Genomic DNA, 15,490 nt, shown 5'->3' with positions numbered 1-15,490 from the left:
CTGCCGCTCAAGGAAGGCGCCGACGTCGGTTATCGCTGGTATGCGCGCCAGAAGGCAAAGCCGCTTTTCCCGTTCGGCTATGGCCTGTCCTACACCGACTTCGCTTATTCGGACCTGAGCGTCACCGGCGGCGCGACGATCACCGCGACCTTCACCGTCCGCAACACCGGCAAGGTCGCGGGCGCGGACGTGCCGCAACTCTATCTGACCGCGCTCGCCGGATCATCGGAGCTGCGCTTGATCGGCTGGGACAAGGTCGCGCTCGCGCCCGGCGAGAGTCGTCATGTCACGGTGACGGTCGACCGCCGCCTGCTCGCCCGCTTCGACGAGAAGGCGCACGTCTGGCGGATTCCCGCCGGACGCTACGGCCTGGCGCTCGGCACGTCGGCGGCCGACCTCGGTCCGCGCGCCGAAGTCACGCTGAGCGCCGCCAGCTTCAAGCCTTAGCAGCCGACTTTCCTCCACCCCCGATCCCCGATAAGCTCGTGTCGGGGGTGGAACGATGTTCGATTATCTGGCGATCCTGATCTCGGTCATTCTTGGCCTCGCGCTGACGCATCTTCTGATGGGCGTAAGCCGGTTGATCCAGCTACGGCATCATGTCCGGATTTATTGGGTCCAATTGGCATGGACCTTCAACGTAATCCTCTACGTGCTCGCTTTGTGGTGGGGGATGTTCTGGTGGAAACACCTCCAGGTCTGGACGGTCCAGGAATTTTTCTTCCTGACGCTTTACACGATCGTGGTGTTCCTGCTCGCCTCGATGCTGTTTCCGCATGAATGCAGCGAGGGGCTCGATTGCGAAGAGCATTTCTTCCGCAACAAGAACTGGTTTTTCGGCATCCAGCTGATCGCTTCGCTGTTCGATATTCCGGAGACATTGTTCAAGAGCTATGATGGATTACGCGGCGTTCCGCGCGAATATTACGTCTTTATCTCTGCCTTGCTCCTGATCGACGTGGTCGGGCTGCGCAGCAGCGGCCGCAAGGTCCACGCCGCGCTGCCGTTGCTCTGGCTGCTCGCGATCGTTGCTTATGAGACTGCGACCTCGATCGATCGCATCGCCGCCGCGTGACTTCTTCCTTTGCGCGGCATTTGATGGCACCGACTGAGCCATGACCGACTTCACCTCGCTGATCGCCGCCGATCGCGGCCAGCCCGCCCGCTCCCTCACGCTCATTGCCAAGGCCGATTTCGCCGACTGGCTCAAAGCCCAGCCGCCGCGGGTCCGCGCCGCCGTTGAGGGAGCCCGGTTCGAAGCCAAGGCCGATACGCTGGCGATCCTGCCCGGCGATGATGCCGATGCCTGGAGCGTCGCGATCGGCGTCGATCCCGCCGGCGGTCCCTGGACGCTGGCCAGTGCGGCATCGAAACTGCCCGAAGGCAGCTATCGCCTTGCCGAGGGCGCGCCGGGCGATGCGGCGCTCGGCTGGCTGCTCGCGCAGCATCGTTTCGATCGGTATCGCGAGAAGCCCGAAACGCACGGGGCGCGCATATTGCTGACCGGCGAACCGGCGCGGATCGAGGAGATGGTGCGGCTGGCCGAAGCCACCGCTTTGGTGCGCGATCTGGTCGATACTGGCGCGGGCGACATGGGTCCGGCCGAGTTGGCCGACGCCGCGAAGGCGGTCGCGGACAAATATGGTGCCAAATTCCACGTCACCCAGGGCGATGCGCTGCTCGAAGGCTATCCGATGGTCCACGCGGTCGGCCGCGCCGCGACCAAGGCCCGCGCGCCCCGCCTGATCGAGATCGAATGGGGCGACCCCAAAAATCCCCTGGTCGCTCTGGTCGGCAAGGGCGTCTGCTTCGATTCGGGCGGTCTCGACATCAAGCCCGCCAATGGCATGCTGCTGATGAAGAAGGACATGGGCGGTGCCGCGCACGCGCTGGCGCTCGCCGGCCTGATCATGGGCGCGCGGCTGCCGGTGCGGCTCCACCTGCTGATCCCGGCGGTCGAGAACGCGATTTCGGCCGACGCCTTCCGCCCCGGCGATGTCCTGAAGAGCCGCAAGGGCCTGCATGTCGAGATCGGCAATACCGACGCCGAAGGACGGCTGATCCTGGGCGACGCGCTCGCCCGCGCCTGCGAACTCAAGCCCGCGCTCCTGCTCGATTTCGCGACGCTGACCGGCGCGGCGCGGGTCGCGCTGGGGCCGGACCTGCCCGCGCTGTTCGCCAATGACGAGGCGCTGGCCGTCGATCTCGCCGCCGCCGCCGACAGCGTCGCCGACCCGATATGGCGCCTGCCTTTGTGGCAGCCTTATAATGAAATGCTCAAATCCGACGTCGCCGATATCAATAATGCCCCCGGCGGCGGCTTTGCCGGAACAATAACGGCTGCCTTGTTTCTGGAGCGTTTCGTCGCACCGTCCGTGCCATGGGCGCACCTCGATACGTTCGCCTGGCGCCCTACCGCCAAGCCGGGCCGCCCTAAGGGCGGAGACGCGCTGGGGCTGCGCGCCGCGTGGGAATTGTTACGGAACCGTTTCGAAAACTGATCCACAATAAGTTGTCAAATAACTGTTCGCCGATGAAACGATCGGCGCGCCCGCGTGTTTTCCTGCCCTAAGGGCAAGTAATACACAGAGTGAGGCGTGGTGATGATGCACGACACGACCCTGTCAGGATGGATGCAGACCCTGGTCGGCTATGTCCGGTCGGGTCAGCCCGATCTGACCAATCGCCAGATGGCCTTGCTGCTGCTGGTGTACCTGACTCCGGGACCGCATACCGTCCGCGGGCTGGCCCAATCGCTCGGCGTTTCCAAGCCGGTCGTAACGCGCGCCTTGAACACGCTCGGTGCGCTCGGCTATCTGCGCCGCGAGCGCGACGAGGCGGACCGCCGCAACATCTTCATCGCGCCCACTGATATGGGGGCTGAATTCCTTGAAGGCTTCGGAGGTCTCATCGACGGCGACGCACCCGCGCAGCTCGCGCGACACATGCGGCACGCCACGGCCTGAGGGCTTCCGGCTCGAAGGTCCTTCGCAGCGGCCCGATCCGCGCACGCACGCCTATCGCCCTGATATTGCGGACATCACGCTCGCCGGCGTGCTGTTCGCGCCGCACTATGCCCGGGCCGAGACCTGCCGCTGCGTCGCCGATGCGGCCTCCCTTCGCGCCCGCCCGTCCCGGGATGCCCCCGCAATCTCGCAACTGGTCCATGGCGAAGGCTTTGCGCTGATCGACAAAGCGGGCGGCTGGGCGTGGGGACGCTGCCTCCATGACGATTATGTCGGCTATCTGCGCGCCGACGCACTGGGGCCGATGCAGATGCCGACGCATCGCGTCACCGCGTCGCTTGCGCTCGTCTTCGCCAACCCCGACATCAAGGCCCCCGTGCTGAAGGCCCTCGCCATCGGCGCCCAGGTCGCGGGCAAGGAAGAGGACGGCTATTTGCGGATCGACGAGGGCTATATCCATCGCCGCCACGTAGCGGGCCTCGACGCGCTCGAAGCCGATCCTGTGGCCGTGGCCGAGCGCCTGCTCGGTGCGCCGTACCGGTGGGGCGGACGCGGCAGCGACGGGGTAGATTGCTCCGGCCTGGTCCAGCGCGCGCTCGAACTGGCGGGCATCGCCGCGCCGCGCGACAGCGACATGCAACGCGATCAATTGGGCGAGGCGCTGCCGGAGGATGCCACGCTCCGACGCGGCGACCTCATTTTCTTTCCCGGCCATGTCGGTTTCATGTTGGACGAAGCGCGGTTGCTCCATGCCAACGCTTATTGGATGACGACGATGATCGAGCCGCTGGCGGATGTGGTCGAACGGCTCAAGCCGACCCACGCGCAGCCGATCACCGCCCGCAAACGGATCGTATAGTGACCAGAATTTTCGTCGATGGCGCGGCCGGCACGACCGGCCTGCAGATACGCGAGCGGCTGGCGGGCCGGCGCGATGTGGAGACGATCATGCTGCCCGAAGCGCAGCGCAAGGATCCAGGCGCGCGGCGCGACGCGCTCAACGCGGCCGACATCGTCCTGCTGTGCCTGCCCGACGATGCGGCGCGCGAGGCCGTGGCGCTGATCGACAATGACACGACCCGCGTGATCGATGCCTCGACCGCACACCGGGTCGCGCCCGGCTGGATCTATGGCTTTCCCGAAGTTTCGGGCCGCGACGCGGTCGCGGGCGCAATGCGCGTCAGCAATCCCGGCTGCTATTCGACGGGGTTCATCGCCCTGATCGCGCCTTTGGTGAAGGCCGGTCTGATTCCGGCCGACGCGGCGCTGACCTGCAACGCGGTGTCGGGCTATTCGGGCGGCGGCAAGAGCATGATCGCCGAGTTCGAGGCGGGCCCGGCCCCAACCGCGTGGCGGAGCTATGCGCTCAAGCTCAACCACAAGCATGTGCCCGAGATGCGCGAGCGGAGCGGACTATCGATCGCGCCGGTCTTCGCGCCGTCGGTCGCGAACCTGTTCAGCGGCATGATCGTCGAGGTGCCGCTGCATCTGTCCGCTTTGCCCGGTCGGCCGGCCGCATCCGCATTACGCGAGGCATTGGCTGCCTTTTATGAAGGCTCGCCGATCATGCGCGTGATCCCGGGTTACGACGAGGGAACGCTGGAGATCGAACGTCTGGCGGGCACCGACCGGCTCGACCTCTTCGTCTTCGGCGACGAGGGAAACAACCAGGTGCGCCTGATCGCCGCGCTCGACAATCTCGGCAAGGGCGCGGCCGGCGCCGCGGTGCAGAGCCTCAATCTGATGGCGGGCCTGTCGGAGACCGAAGGCTTGCGCCTGTAAACGCAAGGTAGGGCCCCGACGCCACCAGCCTGTCACATGGTGCCGTGCTATGAACGGCGCGGGCAACGCGAGTCGTTCGATTTCTCTTATCCGCAAAATCGATTTCACAAGTGCTGCGGCGAGGCTCAAGCGTAAGCCACAATAGGCGATCCGCCATCGTTCACGAGACCGACCCGGCGGGTGGTGCAGAAGGAGCGGAATCATGGATGCGAAGGTCGAAGATAAAGCCGGCGGCTGCCCTGTCGCCCACGGCCCACGACGGCGCGGCAATCGCGACTGGTGGCCGGAGAAATTGGGCCTCGAAGGCCTCAATCAACACAATCCCCGCTCCGACCCGATGGGCGCGGACTTCGACTATGCGGCCGAGTTCAAGACGCTCGACCTCAATGCGCTGATCGCCGACCTGCGCGCGCTGATGACCGAATCGCAGGATTGGTGGCCCGCCGACTTCGGCCATTATGGCGGCCTCTTCATCCGCCTCGCCTGGCACAGCGCGGGCACCTACCGCATTACCGACGGCCGCGGCGGCGCCGGCGGCGGCCAACAGCGCTTCGCCCCGCTCAACAGCTGGCCGGACAATGCCAATCTCGACAAGGGCCGCCGCCTGCTCTGGCCGATCAAGCAGAAATATGGCCGCAAGATCTCGTGGGCCGACCTGTTCGTGCTGTCCGGCAACGTCGCGCTCGAATCGATGGGCTTCAAGACGTTCGGCTTCGCCGGCGGCCGCGCCGACCAGTGGGAGCCCGAGGAATTGTTCTGGGGGCCCGAGGGCACCTGGCTCGGCGACGAACGCTATAGCGGCGAACGCCAGCTCCACCCCGGCCTCGGCGCGGTCCAGATGGGTCTGATCTACGTCAATCCCGAAGGCCCCAACGGCAACCCTGATCCGCTCGCCTCAGCGCGCGATATTCGCGAAACCTTCTTCCGCATGGCGATGAACGACGAAGAGACCGTCGCGCTGATCGCCGGCGGCCACACCTTCGGCAAGACGCACGGCGCGGGCGATCCGTCCTTCGTCGGCGTCGAGCCCGAAGGCGCGGAGATCCAGGACCAGGGCCTCGGCTGGCGCAGCAAGCACGGCACCGGCCATGGTGCCGACGCGATCACCGGCGGTCCGGAAGTGACCTGGACCCAGACGCCGACCAAATGGTCGAACCACTTCTTCGATAATCTCTTCAAGTTCGAGTGGGAGCTGGAGAAGAGCCCGGCGGGCGTCCAGCAATGGGTCGCCAAGGATGCGCCCGCGGACATTCCCGACGCGCACCAACCCGGCAAGACGCACAAGCCGCGGATGCTGACCTCGGATCTCGCGCTCAAGGTCGACCCCGCTTACGAGAAGATCTCGCGCCGCTTCTACGAGAATCCGGACCAGTTCGCGGATGCCTTCGCGCGTGCATGGTTCAAGCTGACCCACCGCGATATGGGGCCGATCCAGCGTTACCTCGGGGCGCTCGTGCCGAAGGAAACTTTGATCTGGCAGGATCCGATCCCGACGCTCGATCATCCCGTGATCGGCGACGCGGACATCAAGGCGCTCAAGGACAAGATCCTTGGCTCCGGCCTGACCGTGCCGCAACTCGTCTCCGCCGCCTGGGCCTCGGCCTCGACCTATCGCGGGTCGGACAAACGCGGCGGCGCCAATGGCGGACGCATCCGTTTTGCCCCGCAGAAGGATTGGGAGGCCAACAACCCGGCCGATCTTGCCAAGGTGCTGAGCACGCTGGAATCGATCAAGGCCAGCTTCGGCAAGCCGGTCTCGATCGCCGACCTGATCGTGCTGGGCGGCAGCGCGGCGGTCGAGAAGGCCGCCAAGGACGCGGGCGTGGACGTGAAGGTTCCCTTCACTCCCGGCCGCATGGACGCGCTTGAGGAACAGACTGACGTCCAGTCGTTCGAGGCGCTTCGTCCGCTCGCCGACGGCTTCCGCAATTACTATCACGAAGCGCACTTCATGGCGCCGGAGGAGGCCTTGGTAGACAAGGCCCAGCTGCTTCGCCTCAGCGCGCCCGAGATGACGGTGCTGGTCGGCGGGCTGCGCGTGCTCGGCGCCAATAGCGGCGGTGCGAAGGAAGGCGTGTTCACGAATGAGGTGGGCAAGCTCACCAACGATTTCTTCGTGAACCTGCTCGACATGAAAACCGAGTGGGAGGCCAGGTCCAAGAACCTGTTCCAGGGCCGCGACCGCCGCACCAAGGCGCCGACCTGGACCGGCACGCGCGTTGACCTGATCTTCGGGTCGCATTCGGAGCTGCGCGCGCTGGCCGAGGTCTATGCCTGCGCCGATTCGAAGGAGAAGTTCGCGAAGGACTTCGCGGCAGCGTGGAACAAGGTGATGAACGCCGATCGGCTCGCCGGCTAAATCCGAAACCTGCCATTCAGAGGAGGGCGGTGTCCGAAAGGGCGCCGCCTTCTTTTTGTCAGCGCTTCCCCCGCGCCTTTTGCAGGTTGTAATAGCGCTGAACGTTGGCGTTGTGATCCTTGAGATCGTTGGCGAATACGTGCCCGCCCTTGCCGTCGGCGACGAAATAGAGCGCCTGCGTGTTGGCCGGCGCCAGCACCGCCGCGACCGCGTCCCGGCCCGGATTGGTGATCGGACCGATCGGCAACCCCGCCATCGAATAGGTGTTGTAATCGTTCTGGGCGCGCACTTCGCTCAGCTTGATGCGGCGGCCGAGCGGCTTGCCCTTGGTCATCGGGTAGATGATCGTCGGATCGGCCTGGAGCCGCATGCCAGCGCGCAGGCGGTTGGAATAGACGCCCGCCACCATCGGCCGCTCCTCCGGAACGCCGGTTTCCTTCTCGACGATCGACGCGAGCGTGAGCGCCTCCAGTTTGGAATTGACCACGCTGTTGGCCTTGCGCGTCATCCACAGCTGGTTGAGCGTCTGCGTCATCGCATCCTGCATCCGCTTGAGCACGTTGCGGCGCGGTTCGCCGCGCTGGAAGCTGTACGTGCCGGGCAGAACCGTGCCTTCGGGCGGGATCGGCAGCTTGCCGGTCAGCAGTTTCTCGCCCGCCAGCCGTTCGAACACCTCGATCGAAGGCATGCCTTCGGGGATCGTGATCATGCGCTGGACGGTATGGCCGCTCTGCAGCAGCGTCAGGATGTCGCGCGCGCTCATATGCGGCGCAACCTCATATTCGCCTGCCCTGATAGGCGCGGAGGAGCCGAAACGGCGCGCGAAGCGCAGGAAACCGGTGGTCGAGCGCACCGCCCCGACCTTTTCGAGCTCGCGCGCGGCCGCGGCGAGCGTCGAGCCTTCGGGCACCACCACGGTCGTGGGATGGCGGGCGGGCCCCGGCCCGGTCCAGTTGCGGTGGATGGTGAGCCAGCCCGTGCCGACAATGATCAGCACGATCAGAAGCAGGCAACCAAGCCCGCCGCGGGAGGAAGTTCGACGCTTGGCCACGGCCTAGTCTAGCGCTCCCGCGATCCGGATCAAATCGCGCGCATCACGAGGCTGGCATTGGTGCCGCCAAAACCGAAGCTGTTGTTGAGCACGGCCTTGACCTGCCGCTGCTTGGCGACGTTGGGCACGAGATCCACGCCCTCGCAGCCAGCGCTCGGATTATCGAGGTTGATCGTCGGCGGCACGGTCTGGTCACGCATCGCCAGGATGCAGAAGATCGATTCGACCGCACCGGCACCGCCGAGCAGGTGCCCGATCATCGACTTGGTCGAGGACATGGACACGGTCTTCATCGCGTCGCCGAACAAACGCCGGACCGCGCCCAGCTCCAGCTCGTCGCCGAGCGGGGTCGAGGTGCCGTGGGCGTTGATATAATCGATGTCCTTGGGCTCGAGCCCCGCCTTGCGCAGCGCCATCTGCATCGAACGGAAAGCGCCGTCGCCTTCCGGATGCGGCGCGGTGACGTGGTAGGCGTCGCCGGTCAGGCCGTAGCCGATCACCTCGGCGTAGATCTTCGCACCGCGCGCCCTGGCATGCTCATACTCCTCGAGCACGACGATACCCGCGCCCTCGCCCATGACAAAGCCATCGCGGTCCTTGTCATACGGACGGCTGCCCTTTTCCGGCGTGTCGTTGAAATTGGTCGACAAGGCGCGCGCCTGGGCGAATCCGGCGATGCCCAGCGGGCAGATCGCGCCCTCCGCGCCGCCCGCCAGCATGACGTCGGCATCGTCGGCGGCGATGATGCGCGCCGCGTCGCCGATCGCATGCGCGCCGGTCGAGCAAGCGGTGACGACCGCATGGTTCGGCCCGCGCAGGCCATATTTGATCGAAACCTGACCCGAGATCAGGTTGATCAGGCGGCCGTGCACGAAGTGCGGCGAGACGCGGCTCGGCCCCTTTTCGAAGCGCACGATCGATTCGCTCTCGATGCCCGGCAGCCCGCCGATGCCCGAACCGATCATGCAACCGACGCGGCAGCTCTGCTCGTAGGTCAGTTCGCCGAGCCCGGCATCCTCATAGGCCTGACCTGCGGCATCGATGCCGTAGATGATGAAGGGATCGACCTGGCGCTGGACCTTGTGATCGACGCGCTTGTTGGGATCGAAGCCCCACGGATGATCCGCCGGCTTCACCTCGCACGCGATCGTGCACTTCTGGTCCGATGGATCGAAGCGCGTGATCCGCGCCGCGCCCGACTTTCCGGCCTTGATGTTGGCCCAGGCGAGCTCGACCTCGGCCCCCACCGGCGTCACGAGCCCCAGTCCGGTCACAACCACGCGGCGCATGGCGGTCTCCCTATTCTTCTTCAAAACGAAAGCATTCATCTTCAAAACGAAAGCGGCCCCCCGACACCGGGTCGGAGAGCCGCTTGGCCATCTCAGGCGTAGGGCTCAGCCCTTGTGCGCGTCGATGTAGCTGATCGCGTCCTTGACGGTGGTGATCTTCTCGGCCGCATCGTCCGGAATTTCCACACCGAATTCTTCCTCGAACGCCATCACCAGTTCGACGATGTCGAGACTGTCCGCGCCGAGATCATCGATGAAGCTCGCATCCTCGGTCACCTTTTCGGGCTCGACGCCCAGGTGCTCGACCACAATCTTCTTCACGCGATCGGGGGTGTCGCTCATGTTTTATGCCTTCCCTAGGTCTTGATTTGCCGTTGCCCTAGCCTTGCAGGATACGTCCCGCAAGAGGGGCGACGTCACCGTTGAAGCCGGTTCCGGCCCGCTCCCCGCCCAACCTCCCGATATCGTATGCTGGTCAGGAGGTTGGGCGGGGAGCGGGCCGGAACCGCAAATAAGTAACTCTTCAGAGCATCGCCATGCCGCCATTAACATGGATCGTCTGGCCGGTCACATAACCCGCCTCACGGCTGGCCAGATAGGCGACCGCGGCGCCAATGTCAGCCCCGCTACCGAGATCGCCTGCTGGAATACGCGTCAGGATGGTCGCCTTTTGCTGCTCGTTGAGCGCATCGGTCATCGCACTGGCGATAAATCCGGGAGCGACGCAATTGACGGTGATCGAGCGGCTGGCGAATTCCTGCGCAAGCGCCTTGCTCATCGCGGTGAGGCCGCCCTTGGAGGCCGCGTAATTGGCCTGGCCGGGATTGCCGGTCCAGCCGACCACCGAGGTGATCGAGACGATCCGGCCAAAGCGCGCCTTCATCATCGGCCGGCTGGCGGCGCGGATCAGGCGGAAGGCGGCCTCCAGATTGACCGAGATCACCTGATCCCATTCGTCATCCTTCATCCGCATCGCCAGATTGTCGCGCGTGACGCCGGCATTGTTGACGAGGATGTCGAGCTTGCCGCCGAGCGCCTCGAGCGCGGACGGCACCAGCGCCTCGACCGATTCCGGATCGGACAGATTGGCGGGAACGGTCACCGCGTTACCGCCAATCTCCGCCTTGACCGCGTCCAGCGCCTCCTGACGCGTTCCCGACAGCGCCACCTGCGCCCCTTGCGCGGCCAGCGCCTTGGCGATCGCCGAACCGATTCCGCCCGAGGCGCCGGTGACCAAGGCGGTCATGCCTGAAAGGTCGAACATGTATCTCTCCTTAGAGCGTCGCCGCGAAGGCTTCGATATCGGCCATCGTGACGATGCTGACAGTGTTGGCGTCGGGCGCGATCCGCTTGACCATCGGGCCCAGCACCTTGGCACCGAACTCGACATAATCGGTAACGCCCGCAGCCCACAGCGCCTCGACGCTCTCGCGCCAGCGCACCGTGCCGGTGACCTGGCGCACGAGCAGGTCGCGAATCTCGTCCGGGCTGCTCGCCGGCGCGGCGGTGACGTTGGCGTAGACCGGCACCAAAGGCGCGCGCACGTTAGCCTTGGCCAGCGCGTCGGCCATCGCATCGGCGGCGGGCTGCATCAGCGAGCAATGAAACGGCGCAGACACGGGCAAGGGAATGGCGCGCTTGACGCCGCGCTCCTTGGACAACGCCATCGCGCGCTCGACCGCCGCCTTGTGCCCGGAAATCACGACCTGGCCGCCGCCATTGTCGTTGGCCGCCTGGCAGACCTCGCCTTCGGCCGCATCCGCGCAGATCGACTCGGCGAGCGCGAAATCGGCACCGAGCAGGGCCGCCATTGCGCCCACGCCGACCGGGACCGCCGCCTGCATCGCCTGGCCGCGCAATTTGAGCAGCCGCGCGGTGGTGGCGAGGTCGAACGCCTGCGCGCCGCACAAGGCACTATATTCGCCAAGGCTGTGGCCGGCGACGAAATCGGCCTTGTCGGCGAGGCGAATCCCGCCCTCGCCCTCCAACACGCGCAGCACCGCGATCGCATTGGCCATAATCGCCGGCTGGGCATTTTCGGTCAGCGTCAGATCGTCGGCAGGCCCTTCGGCCATGATGCGCGACAGGGTCTGGCCGAGCGCGTCGTCGACTTCCTCGAACACGGCCCGCGCCGCGGTCGAAGCCGCCGCGAGCTCGACGCCCATGCCGACCGCCTGACTGCCCTGGCCGGGAAAGATGAAAGCGCGCATATTCCTCTCTTCTTGTCGCTGCGGCGTGGCTGCCTACGGCGATGGGGGCGACTTGCCAAGCATTGCGGCTTATTATCGACGTCCTCTTTTGGAAGGCACTTCGATGCTCAACCGCAGAACCCTGATCGCGACCCCGCCCGCCTTGCTGCTGGCGTCCGCTGCCGGCGGTGCGTCTGCGGGCGGTTTGCGCTGGGACAGCCATTATCTGTTGTTGCGCGTGAGCGTGAACGGCAAGCCGGTGGATGCGCTGCTCGACTTCAACGTGAAGCAGACGTTGCTCGATCGCCGTCACGCCACAAATCTGGGCCTCGATCCGGCCGGAAACGGTGTGGCGATCGAGGCGGCGGGCCGAAAACTGGGCCCGCTCAAGGCCGCGGTGATCGACCTTACCGATTACGCCAACCAATTGCTGCGCGGCCGAATCGGCCTCGTTCTGGGCCGGGATTTGTTCGCGCACGGCGCGTGGTTGCTCGATCTAGGCACCCCCTCGCTGACGCCTGTCGACCCGCAAGGCGCTCGTCGGGGCCATTCCACGCCGGTTTCCGACCGCTTCGGCTTCGCGACGATCCCGATCGCGATCAACGGCATTGTCGCCCAGGCGGCCCTGAGCTTCCAGGATCTGGACCAGTTACGCGTCAGCGCGGCCTTCGCGGCGCGTGCCGGCCTCGCCCGCCCGCGCGGCACGGCGGCGGTGCGGCGCTTGGTGGTGACCCGCGCGGGCGTGGCGGTCGATCGGCTCGACGTCGCCGGTACGCGCATCACCGATCTCGATGCCGCGCTCGAAGCCGGCGATCATGCGCCCGACGCCTGGCTGGGGCCGGCGATATTGCGCCGATTCCGGATCGGGATCGACCTTGCCGCGGGCGCGCTCTGGTTCGATCCTGCCTGAGCTTGCTTTCGCGTGTCTTTTGGATCATAGGGCGCGTCATCCGGGCGGAGGCTCCAAGCCTTTCGCCCGGTTTGATTTTGAACGACAGCCGGAGGGGCGTGGCATGGGGCTGCGTCAGCGATCGGCAGGAGAAATGAGACATGGCTCTTTACGAGCACGTGTTCCTTGCGCGCCAGGATCTGGCGCAGGCGCAAGTGGACGCGCTGGCGGAAACCGCCACCAAGATTATCGAGGAAGGCAAGGGCAAGGTCGTGAAGACCGAGACCTGGGGCCTGCGTAGCCTCGCTTATCGCATCGCCAAGAACCGCAAGGCGCATTACGTGATGCTCGAAATCGACGCGCCGACCGGCGTCGTCGCCGAGCTCGAGCGTCAGCTTGGCATCAACGAAGATATCATCCGTTTCATGACGGTGCGGATCGACGAGCTGGAAAACGGCCCGTCGGCGATGATGCGCCGTGGCGAGCGCGATCGCGCCCGCGGCGACCGTGGTGACCGTCCGGACCGTGGCGACCGGGGCGACCGCCCCCGCCGCGACGACCGCGACGAGATGGCCGCGTAAGGGAGTATAGCACATGGCCCGAGCCTTTTTCCGCCGCCGCAAGAGCTGCCCCTTCTCCGCGAAGGATGCTCCCCGGATCGACTATAAGGACGTTCGTCTGCTCCAGGGCTTCGTGTCCGAGCGCGGCAAGATCGTCCCCAGCCGCATCACCGCGGTTTCCGCAAAGAAGCAGCGCGAGCTCGCCCAGGCGATCAAGCGTGCCCGTCATATCGGGCTGCTTCCCTACATCGTTAAGTAAGGAGCGACACGCATGGACGTGATCCTGCTTGAGCGCGTCGAAAAGCTCGGCGCCATCGGCGATGTCGTTTCTGTAAAGAACGGCTTTGCCCGCAACTACCTGCTGCCGAACAAGAAGGCGTTGCGCGCCAACGAGGCCAACAAGAAGGTCTTCGAGGCGAACCGCGCCCACATCGAGGCGGACAATGCCAATCGCCGCGGCGAGGCCGAGACGGCTTCGAAGGGCATCGAGGGCAAGACCCTCACCCTGATCCGTCAGGCGTCGAACACCGGCCAACTTTATGGTTCGGTTTCGGCCCGCGATCTCGCCGAGATCCTGGCCGAGGACGGCGCCAAGGTCGCCAAGAACCAGATCATTCTCGACAAGCCGATCAAGACGATCGGCGTGAGCAAGGTGAAGGTCCAGCTTCATCCGGAAGTGTCGGTGACGATCAAGGTCAATGTCGCCCGCTCGCCGGAAGAAGCCGAGCTGCAGTCGCAGGGCGTCGACGTGATGGCGCAGATGTTCGAACGCGACGAAGCCGGCTTCACCGAGGATTACGATCCGAACGCGGAGCCTGGCGAAATCGCGGCGGAAACGCCGACCGAAACCGCCGAGGAGCCAGCCACCGAGGCCTGATCCCAAGCTAAACGGTACAAAAAGGCCGTCCGGAGCGATCCGGACGGCCTTTTTTAATGTCCGCGCTTTGTTAAGATCGCGGCCGGGCCTATAGGCGACCGACTTTGGGGAGCAGCCACCGCGCTGTCGTAGTGCAATTGTGAACGACATGAGCCCGCCCCGCGCGCCGACAACCATTTCCGATGTGGCGGAAGCCGCAGGCGTGTCGATCAAAACCGTCTCGCGCGTCTTCAACGAAGAACCCAATGTGCGCGACGAGACGCGCCGGCGCGTGCTGCAGATCGTCGCCGAACTCGATTATCACCCCAATATCGCGGCGCGCAGCCTGGCGGGACGCAAATCCTTCCTGATCGGGCTGCTCTACGACAACCCTTGCGCCAATTATATTCTCGGCCTGCAGAGCGGCAGCCTCGATCGCCTGCGCGGCGACAAATGGCGGCTGCTGGTGGTGCCGTGCGAGGATTCGGCCCAGTTGGGCGGCAAGAGCACGGTATCGATGGTGCGTGCCGCCGGCGTGGGCGGGGTCATCCTGACCTCGCCGATCTGCGACAATGCCGAGATCGTGAACGAACTCCTGGCGGCGCGCATTCCGATGGTGCGGATCGCGCCTGCGGACAGCGTCGGCGCGGATGCGGGCGGCGCCCCTTCCGTCGGCATGGACGATCGCTCGGCCGCGGCCGAGATCACGCATCACCTGATCGGGCTCGGCCATCGCCGGATCGCGATCATCCTCGGCGATCCCACCCACAGCTCCAACAATGAACGCTGGGCGGGCTTCCGCCGGGCACTCGACGAGGCCGGGCTGGAGCTGGATCCGAGCCTGATCGGCCAGGGCCTCTATACGTTCGAGACCGGGCTGGAGGCGGCACGCAAGCTGCTCGACCGGCCCGACCGGCCGACCGCTATCTTCGCGCAGAATGACGATATGGCCGCCGGTGCGATCGTCGCCGCCGGCGAACTCGGCATCGCGGTTCCGAGCGAATTGTCGGTGGTTGGCTTCGACGACAGCCAGATCGCGAGCACGGTGTGGCCGCGCATCACCACCATCCGCCAGCCGATCCGCGCCATGGCGCAGGCGGCGACCGACGCGCTGGTCAAGATTTTGGAGGGCTCACACCGCCCGCCCGAGCACCGCATCATGCCCTATGAGTTGATCGTGCGGGGATCTTCGGGTCCGGTACCGGACTGATCTAGGAAACGACCGGTCTTTTAACCGCTTTGCGATTGGTCCGAGGAGTGCCCCCGCTTTTCACGCGCTTGCGGTCGAGCGATACGACGCGCGCAGCATCCGTTGCCCGCCCGACGGATGAAACCCAGTCGGTCAGCGTACCCGCCACATATTCGGGCACCAGTTCAGTCAGCAGGAATCGCACGCCGGCGGCATCCTGGCGATCAAGCAACCGGGACAATTCTTCCAGACGATCGCTCAGTTTGTCCCACGGCAGGAAGGCCTCGTTCGCCATCATGATGCGGGGATGCGCGGTTGTGATCGGATCGTTGCCGATCAGCAATTCCTCATAGAGCTTCT

Annotated in this window: 17 protein-coding genes and 1 pseudogene; 12 read left to right on the top strand and 6 right to left on the bottom strand. The window is 65.4% G+C overall.

From position 1 onward, the window contains the following. From VK533_RS11710 to katG, 7 genes are all read left to right on the top strand, one after another. Nucleotides 1-447 (top strand): fibronectin type III-like domain-contianing protein (locus VK533_RS11710; RefSeq protein WP_324377820.1); only part of this gene is annotated, 447 nt, incomplete at its 5' end. A gap of 55 nt (nucleotides 448-502) precedes the next feature. Next, complete coding sequence (locus VK533_RS11705) at nucleotides 503-1,075, top strand: hypothetical protein (protein WP_324377818.1); 573 nt, start codon at nucleotides 503-505, stop codon at nucleotides 1,073-1,075. A 40-nt stretch (nucleotides 1,076-1,115) separates the two neighbouring features. Further along, entirely contained in the window at nucleotides 1,116-2,501 is a 1,386-nt protein-coding gene (locus tag VK533_RS11700; protein WP_324377816.1) for a leucyl aminopeptidase family protein, read from the top strand. 105 nt (nucleotides 2,502-2,606) lie between these two features. Then, nucleotides 2,607-2,966 carry a MarR family winged helix-turn-helix transcriptional regulator gene (locus VK533_RS11695; protein WP_324377823.1) on the top strand — a complete coding sequence of 120 codons (360 nt, stop codon included), beginning with the start codon at nucleotides 2,607-2,609 and terminating at the stop codon, nucleotides 2,964-2,966. Further along, a complete protein-coding gene (locus VK533_RS11690; protein ID WP_324377814.1) occupies nucleotides 2,890-3,825 on the top strand; it encodes a C40 family peptidase in 936 nt (311 codons plus the stop codon). Before VK533_RS11695 ends, VK533_RS11690 begins: the two co-directional genes overlap by 77 nt. After that, nucleotides 3,822-4,748 (top strand): N-acetyl-gamma-glutamyl-phosphate reductase, encoded by a 927-nt coding sequence (gene argC, locus VK533_RS11685; protein WP_324377822.1) that lies wholly within the window; start codon nucleotides 3,822-3,824, stop codon nucleotides 4,746-4,748. Before VK533_RS11690 ends, argC begins: the two co-directional genes overlap by 4 nt. Nucleotides 4,749-4,950: 202 nt before the next feature. Further along, nucleotides 4,951-7,107 carry a catalase/peroxidase HPI gene (katG, locus tag VK533_RS11680; RefSeq protein WP_324377812.1) on the top strand — a complete coding sequence of 719 codons (2,157 nt, stop codon included), beginning with the start codon at nucleotides 4,951-4,953 and terminating at the stop codon, nucleotides 7,105-7,107. Between the two features lie 58 nt (nucleotides 7,108-7,165). Here the strand turns inward: katG and mltG are convergent, their stop codons facing one another. The 5 genes from mltG to fabD all read right to left on the bottom strand — a co-directional run bounded on the left by mltG (nucleotide 7,166) and on the right by fabD (nucleotide 11,657). Then, entirely contained in the window at nucleotides 7,166-8,158 is a 993-nt protein-coding gene (gene mltG, locus VK533_RS11675) for an endolytic transglycosylase MltG (RefSeq protein ID WP_324377810.1), read from the bottom strand. Nucleotides 8,159-8,187: 29 nt separating this feature from the next. Further along, entirely contained in the window at nucleotides 8,188-9,447 is a 1,260-nt protein-coding gene (fabF, locus tag VK533_RS11670) for a beta-ketoacyl-ACP synthase II (RefSeq protein WP_324377808.1), read from the bottom strand. A 105-nt stretch (nucleotides 9,448-9,552) separates the two neighbouring features. Beyond that, nucleotides 9,553-9,789, bottom strand: coding sequence for an acyl carrier protein (locus VK533_RS11665; RefSeq protein ID WP_116092040.1), 237 nt, complete (start codon nucleotides 9,787-9,789; stop codon nucleotides 9,553-9,555). 181 nt (nucleotides 9,790-9,970) lie between these two features. Next, entirely contained in the window at nucleotides 9,971-10,711 is a 741-nt protein-coding gene (gene fabG, locus VK533_RS11660) for a 3-oxoacyl-[acyl-carrier-protein] reductase (RefSeq protein ID WP_324377804.1), read from the bottom strand. Between the two features lie 10 nt (nucleotides 10,712-10,721). After that, complete coding sequence (fabD, locus tag VK533_RS11655) at nucleotides 10,722-11,657, bottom strand: ACP S-malonyltransferase (protein WP_324377802.1); 936 nt, start codon at nucleotides 11,655-11,657, stop codon at nucleotides 10,722-10,724. A 103-nt stretch (nucleotides 11,658-11,760) separates the two neighbouring features. On the opposite strand from fabD, the gene VK533_RS11650 reads away from it, so the two are divergent. The 5 genes from VK533_RS11650 to VK533_RS11630 all read left to right on the top strand — a co-directional run bounded on the left by VK533_RS11650 (nucleotide 11,761) and on the right by VK533_RS11630 (nucleotide 15,151). Then, nucleotides 11,761-12,546, top strand: a complete 786-nt coding sequence (locus tag VK533_RS11650) for a hypothetical protein (protein WP_324377800.1) — start codon at nucleotides 11,761-11,763, stop codon at nucleotides 12,544-12,546. Nucleotides 12,547-12,686: 140 nt separating this feature from the next. Further along, nucleotides 12,687-13,106, top strand: a complete 420-nt coding sequence (gene rpsF, locus VK533_RS11645; protein WP_324377798.1) for a 30S ribosomal protein S6 — start codon at nucleotides 12,687-12,689, stop codon at nucleotides 13,104-13,106. A 13-nt stretch (nucleotides 13,107-13,119) separates the two neighbouring features. Then, on the top strand, nucleotides 13,120-13,344 hold the full coding sequence (rpsR, locus tag VK533_RS11640; protein ID WP_011950937.1) for a 30S ribosomal protein S18: 225 nt from the start codon (nucleotides 13,120-13,122) through the stop codon (nucleotides 13,342-13,344). A 12-nt stretch (nucleotides 13,345-13,356) separates the two neighbouring features. Then, nucleotides 13,357-13,962, top strand: a complete 606-nt coding sequence (gene rplI / locus VK533_RS11635; protein WP_324377786.1) for a 50S ribosomal protein L9 — start codon at nucleotides 13,357-13,359, stop codon at nucleotides 13,960-13,962. 148 nt (nucleotides 13,963-14,110) lie between these two features. Then, a complete protein-coding gene (locus VK533_RS11630; protein ID WP_324377783.1) occupies nucleotides 14,111-15,151 on the top strand; it encodes a LacI family DNA-binding transcriptional regulator in 1,041 nt (346 codons plus the stop codon). A gap of 1 nt (nucleotide 15,152) precedes the next feature. Here the strand turns inward: VK533_RS11630 and VK533_RS11625 are convergent. After that, nucleotides 15,153-15,490, bottom strand: a pseudogene (locus VK533_RS11625) (hypothetical protein); the annotation flags it as partial.

Origin of the sequence: Sphingomonas sp., assembly GCF_035317925.1 — a bacterium.
Lineage (GTDB): Bacteria > Pseudomonadota > Alphaproteobacteria > Sphingomonadales > Sphingomonadaceae > Sphingomonas_I.
The sequence above is the reverse complement of the archived record's forward strand: the minus strand, read 5'-3'. Positions and strand labels throughout refer to the sequence as shown.

Bases quoted from the DNA above. Each gene is read 5' to 3' on its own strand.
- fabF (WP_324377808.1), bottom strand. From the start codon at position 9,447: ATGCGCCGCGTGGTTGTGACCGGACTGGGGCTCGTGACGCCGGTGGGG.
- VK533_RS11695 (WP_324377823.1), top strand. From the start codon at position 2,607: ATGCACGACACGACCCTGTCAGGATGGATGCAGACCCTGGTCGGCTAT.
- VK533_RS11700 (WP_324377816.1), top strand. From the start codon at position 1,116: ATGACCGACTTCACCTCGCTGATCGCCGCCGATCGCGGCCAGCCCGCC.
- fabD (WP_324377802.1), bottom strand. From the start codon at position 11,657: ATGCGCGCTTTCATCTTTCCCGGCCAGGGCAGTCAGGCGGTCGGCATG.
- rplI (WP_324377786.1), top strand. From the start codon at position 13,357: ATGGACGTGATCCTGCTTGAGCGCGTCGAAAAGCTCGGCGCCATCGGC.
- rpsF (WP_324377798.1), top strand. From the start codon at position 12,687: ATGGCTCTTTACGAGCACGTGTTCCTTGCGCGCCAGGATCTGGCGCAG.
- rpsR (WP_011950937.1), top strand. From the start codon at position 13,120: ATGGCCCGAGCCTTTTTCCGCCGCCGCAAGAGCTGCCCCTTCTCCGCG.
- katG (WP_324377812.1), top strand. From the start codon at position 4,951: ATGGATGCGAAGGTCGAAGATAAAGCCGGCGGCTGCCCTGTCGCCCAC.
- VK533_RS11650 (WP_324377800.1), top strand. From the start codon at position 11,761: ATGCTCAACCGCAGAACCCTGATCGCGACCCCGCCCGCCTTGCTGCTG.
- VK533_RS11665 (WP_116092040.1), bottom strand. From the start codon at position 9,789: ATGAGCGACACCCCCGATCGCGTGAAGAAGATTGTGGTCGAGCACCTG.
- VK533_RS11630 (WP_324377783.1), top strand. From the start codon at position 14,111: ATGAGCCCGCCCCGCGCGCCGACAACCATTTCCGATGTGGCGGAAGCC.
- VK533_RS11705 (WP_324377818.1), top strand. From the start codon at position 503: ATGTTCGATTATCTGGCGATCCTGATCTCGGTCATTCTTGGCCTCGCG.
- fabG (WP_324377804.1), bottom strand. From the start codon at position 10,711: ATGTTCGACCTTTCAGGCATGACCGCCTTGGTCACCGGCGCCTCGGGC.